This is a genomic window from Bartonella pachyuromydis (genome assembly GCF_039543065.1).
GTDB lineage: Bacteria > Pseudomonadota > Alphaproteobacteria > Rhizobiales > Rhizobiaceae > Bartonella > Bartonella pachyuromydis.
In genome coordinates this window covers 1-5,549 of sequence record NZ_BAABJA010000030.1, presented here as the reverse complement: position 1 = coordinate 5,549, position 5,549 = coordinate 1, and the positions used below count along the sequence as shown (strand labels likewise).

Sequence of the window (5,549 nt, the reverse complement as noted above, 5' to 3'; positions counted from 1 at the left end):
AAGCACAAATGCGATAAAGATTGATAGTTTCTCTAGTTAAAGCATGTTTGATTTTTTTGATTTCTCTCGTTAATTCGTATTTTTTGCACATAAGAAGACCCCACACAATTGAATGTGTTAAACATTTTCTAAAATTTGGAATGGAAAAATTTGAAAGATTTGAAAGAAGGGCGCCCCCGCCGCACCCGCGTGTTATTTTACGCAGAGTCTTTTATGGTTTGATCACAAATGTTGATATGACCATTCAATTTTTTGGTATCTATATATGAATTACCAAAAACACTCACTTTATCGCAAATGTATGTATAGCCGGTAATTTTTGCATTGTCATAAATTCTTGCACAATCAAAAACTTTAGAATTGCTTTCAATTTTTGCATTATCAAAAACACTAGCGTAATCACAAACTGTAGCGTTATCAGAAACATGGGCATTATTATAAACACACGCCTCATTATACACCCAGCAATTGCCATCATGAGAGAGATTGCTTTCCTTTTCAATAAAACCACCAAGGTCACCTTCCTTGACGTCAGAAAAGTCTTTTAAAGCCTTAATACGATAAAGAGTTGTAATCTCTCTAGTAAACATATTTTTAATTTGTTTGATTTCACTAGTTAATTTATATTTTTGAGACATAAGGATACCCTCACAATTTAATGTGATAACAATTTAATAAAATTTGGAATGGAATGTTTTAAAAGGGGCGCCCCCGCCGCGCCCGCGTCATTATTTAAATTTAAGCAGCATCAGTTTCATATTCGCTGTTATCATCATCATTATCATAATAGCCTTCAAAATCAGCATAATATTCATGACGATAATAATCATCTTCACTACCAAATTCAGGATATTCATTATCACAGATATCTTCATTCGCTTCTAAAAAGGCATTGCTATGTATATAAGAATTTCCAGAGATAAGAGCATCACAAACAACGGCATCATCAAAAACACGCGATTCATCACAAATGTAAGCAGAGCCACTTATTTTGGCATTGCCACCGACATGAGCATCATCACAAATGACAGCATTATCGGAAATATGAGCATGGTCAGTGACACGGGCGTTATCATAAATTTGTGCATTGCCTTCAATGACAACGGCGTTGCTAGCATGTGCATTTCCAGAAAGCTTTGCATTGTCCTTTAATGTCATTCCTTCAAAAATAGCATTTCCATAAATTTGTGCATTGCCATAGACGTCTACAAAAAAGCTTTTTACTTTAGCATTTCCGAAGACGCGTGCATTTTGAAAGACACGGGCTTTATTATACACCCAGCAATTGCCCTCATGCGATAGGTTATCTTCACTTTCAATATACCCCCCGAGGTCACCTTTTTTGACATCATCAAAATCTCTTAAAGCTCTAATTCGCGTTAAGAAATGACCATCTACATAGTCACCATCATTAATAAACTCATATTTTTTTGCAGGCTCTTGTTTGTTAGCAGGTACAGTTTTATTAGCAATGGAGATAACGGGGGTGTTTTTTGATGTAGTTTTCATAACTAAATCCTTGATGTTAATGACGTTTCTATTGACTCTCTATAAGAGAGCCGGGCGCTAGAAACACGGCATCAAGTCCGTTGCTGCGCTTTTCCCATAGGGTATTTTATGGCGTAGCTACACCCGACAAAATCATTATATGCCAATGACAGCATAAAAGATAGCCAGTTCTTTTTAACATGGGAAAGATTGTTTCGTAATCTACCCGCTTGATGTTTAAGTGTTTCTATCACTTGATTATTTATATAACAAAATACGTATTTATTGTCAATTAATTTATACACTTTTTTGATATTTTTTATAATTTTTTTGAATGCATTATGTGTAAATATTTATCATATGCTTATTAATTGCTTCTTTTGTATTATATGCTTTTAAAGCTATATTATGGGTGTTATAAAACGATTGCATGATTTTATGAATCTATACATTTATAATATTTAGAAACGCTTTCATTATGCGTATTTTTATCTTTATAACCTATTAGTTTTTTTACTAAATGGTTTTTAAGATTTCTGTTAATTTCTCTTATAACACATTTGCAACTTAACAGCCTTTTATAGGGACTGTCTTTATAACCAATGCATTCATTTACATTGTGATTATGAAAGCCTGCTTTTTTACACGTGCTTTATAGCTGTTATCTGCTTTATAGCCACCGCATCATTTTTCATTTTCATAAGGAAAGGATAAATAGGATAATTGCGATTTATAGTCTGTTATGAAAACATCTAAAGAGAGATTGATAATTATAGAAATTAGCAAAATCCCTTTTAATAGACTTTTGTCAGTTATTTTTAGAGCCTATATTATTTTTTTAAATGAGAGAAAATTAAAAACATTCTATTTCAATATGTTAGTAGCTTAATGATATAATCTATATTAACAATACAACCTTAAATACAACTGTAAATATATATTTGTCAGTTATCTGTCAGTAAATTGAACCGACAAAACTTAATGATTTTAGTGAGTGATTAAAACACGTCTTATGAAAGCATGTGATCTTTAAAGCCTTTCAAAAGACAGTTTGTAATCATAAGAAAAATCCTATTAAGACTATTATGATTATGAGTTTTGAACGTTTTGAAGGTTCTTCTTTATTACTCTATTATATTTTTTAGAATAGAAAATAAAAGTTGTTATATTTCAATATGTTAATTTTTATTAAATTTTGAAAAAACAACTTGTATTAACAATATATTCGTAAATTCAACTAATAGAATGTGTTTTGAAGGTTTTTAACATCTTCAAAACCTATAGGAAAATGAATATACAAAACTCTCTTTAAACAAAGCTTTTGAAAAGGATAAATCTATCATTTGAGATTACGGTATAATCTCTTAAAGGCAATCCAAATAAATCTTATCTTGTTTAAAAGGGGATTTCTTATAAGTCTTAAAGCAATCCAAATGACAGTGTTTAAAAGTGCAAATGATTTCTTTTTAGAATAACGCATATAAACACTCTTTTTAAGATTATAGGTACTCACTCGCAAAAAAGGTATAGGTTATGATTATAAGACCCTATACCCCTTATAAGATTAGCATGCCCATTATGTGAGTATGCTTCATAAGTTTATTCAGTTTCTCTCATTTCTAATTTTGGTAGGTTTTTAACGATTTTCATTGTCTCTAAACTTACGGTAATAACTCTTTGAAACAACTCCAATGGATAAGCAGGATTTCCAACGGTTTCAACAGCATAGCGATTAGCATCATTCACAATACCACTCTTTTTATCAGTCTTAACACATTGACGCCCCATAACCCATTCAAGAGCAGGCTTGCCATTGACGATATACTCATAAGCTTCAAAAGGAATGTCTGTTATGATGATGTTGCTGTTATAAATAACAGTGGATTTATCCTTTTCCTTGCTATTTTTAATTTTTGCGAATTTCATTTCAGTTACATAATAAAACTTTTCTGGATTAGAGATATCAGTCTGTTTTGGATTGCCTTTTTTAAAGGTTACTGGATAAGGTTCTACATCTTCATAATTTACATGCAAATGACCGAGTTCACGTCCTGCTGTAACAAACATCCAAAAATCATCAGCACTCTTTACGCAAGGGATACGAGGCAATTCTTTAGAGAGGTTATCAGCATAACGAGTACGATAATCTTCCGAATGTAAAATTCCATAAATATAATAAAAGATATCTTCTTTTGTTATAGTCTCATTCGGATAAGCAGCTTTAAAATGTGCGAGTCCCTCATCAGTAATAGCATCACGCCTTTGTAAATCAGCTGTTTTTCTCTCTTCTGTAGAATGCGTAAATAAATGGGATTGTTTCTCACTTTTACTTTTTAAGATCGTACTATCTTCATAGATATATCTTGGAAAGCATTGACCTTTATCTACTACATCAAGATTAGGCAAACTTTTTGCCATAAGCACAGAAAAACCTGATTGAGTCCCAGTACCAGTAACTTGTATCACTCTATTTTCAACCGCTTGTCCTATCGGAAATATGCGCGGCATTTGATAAACTCTCTCATTGAAAGTACGATTATAATAGAGCCATTGCCTTGTAAAAGGACGATACAGACTTTGTGTAAGGCACGTATCTTCAAGTTCAAAAACTTTTCCTTTTACCAGTTCTTGCTTAACATTATGACTCCAACTGATTTTACTTTCATCAGAATTTACAAAATTGTTTATAGCATTTTTACGTATCCTGCGATCAACATGTCCATAAGCATTATTAAAACGTTCTACTTCACTATTATAGAAAATAATCATATTACTCATGTTTTTTTCTAAAACTTCATAGCTTGAATTATATGCCCAAGCATCACGATTGGTTACAACTCCAAGAGAAAACGTTTCAAAGAGCTTTTTAGTATGTTCTCCTTTCTTATAACTCTTATGACCTATGGCTAAAAATGATTTGAATCTATCATCACGTTGACCAAGCCAATCACCATGTCTGTCTGGTGTAATCATTTGCCAGCTTGATTTATTTGTAATGCCAGAAATACTATCAAAGTATTCTAGAGCTGTAAGTTTTTCTTTTGTTGTGAGATTATTACCAATATCATAATAATAAATTTTGCAAGGTTGGCTATTATCTGGATTACGTACAAAAAGCGTTATCGCTATTCCATTTTGACATCCGGAATCAAAAATATTTTCTCCTTCTTTTGAAAGTTGTTTTGACTTTATATTTTTTCGAATATCACCACGAAGATTAATAATATAAATAGAAGAATATTCGTTCTGTAAGCATTTTCGCATACCATCAGCAAATGCTTTATCTATCCATCCATTTCCAGAAACATACGCTACAACACCACCTTGTGAATTTAAGCGGTTACTTGCCCAACGAATTGCTCTAATATAGCTATCATATAGATTTCTTTTTAATGTTGCTTGAGATCTTGATGCATATGTATCACGAATGCTTCTATCAAGTATTTCATATTCTACATTTGCATTATTATCATTTTCACTTCTTTGACCAGAAGAATAAGGAGGATTACCAAAGATAACTTTGATATCCAGATTTTTCTGATGTTCTAAATATTCACTGTTTTCTTTAAATAATTTTTGTAGCAGGCTTTTTTCTTCAAGCATCCGGAATGTATCAGCCAAACCAATATGCTTGAATGGGATATAATCTCCTTTCATAAGACTATGATAGGTTGATTCAATGTTAATGGCTGCTATGTAATAAGCCAGTAAAACAATCTCATTGGCATGGATATCATGACGGAATTTATATTCCATATCCTCTGGTTTTATGAGATTGGATTGTAACAGCCGTGTGATAAAGGTTCCTGTTCCTGTAAAAGGGTCAAGAATAGAGACACCTCGTGATCCCAAGCTTTTTCCAAACTCATTGCGTAAAACCTCATCAACAGAGTGAATGATAAAATCAACAACCTCAACGGGGGTATAAACAATGCCAAGCCTATCGGTGGTTTTCTTAAATGCCTTGGTAAAAAAATCTTCGTAAAGTTTGATAATAAGGTTTTGTCTTGCTTGGGGGGAGGTAATCCCAGAGGCACGGAATTTCACACTATCATAAAACT

General features: G+C 32.4%; 3 protein-coding genes. All 3 read right to left on the bottom strand.

Annotation, left to right across the window (positions count from 1 at the left end):
* Positions 1-197: 197 nt before the first annotated feature.
* Entirely contained in the window at positions 198-638 is a 441-nt protein-coding gene (locus tag ABD917_RS08410) for a hypothetical protein (protein WP_345119623.1), read from the bottom strand.
* Between the two features lie 100 nt (positions 639-738).
* The gene (locus ABD917_RS08405; protein WP_345119622.1) at positions 739-1,509 is read right to left on the bottom strand and encodes a hypothetical protein; all 771 of its coding nucleotides are present in this window, start codon (positions 1,507-1,509) and stop codon (positions 739-741) included.
* A 1,578-nt stretch (positions 1,510-3,087) separates the two neighbouring features.
* Positions 3,088-5,549 (bottom strand): type ISP restriction/modification enzyme (locus ABD917_RS08400; protein ID WP_345119621.1); only part of this gene is annotated, 2,462 nt, incomplete at its 5' end.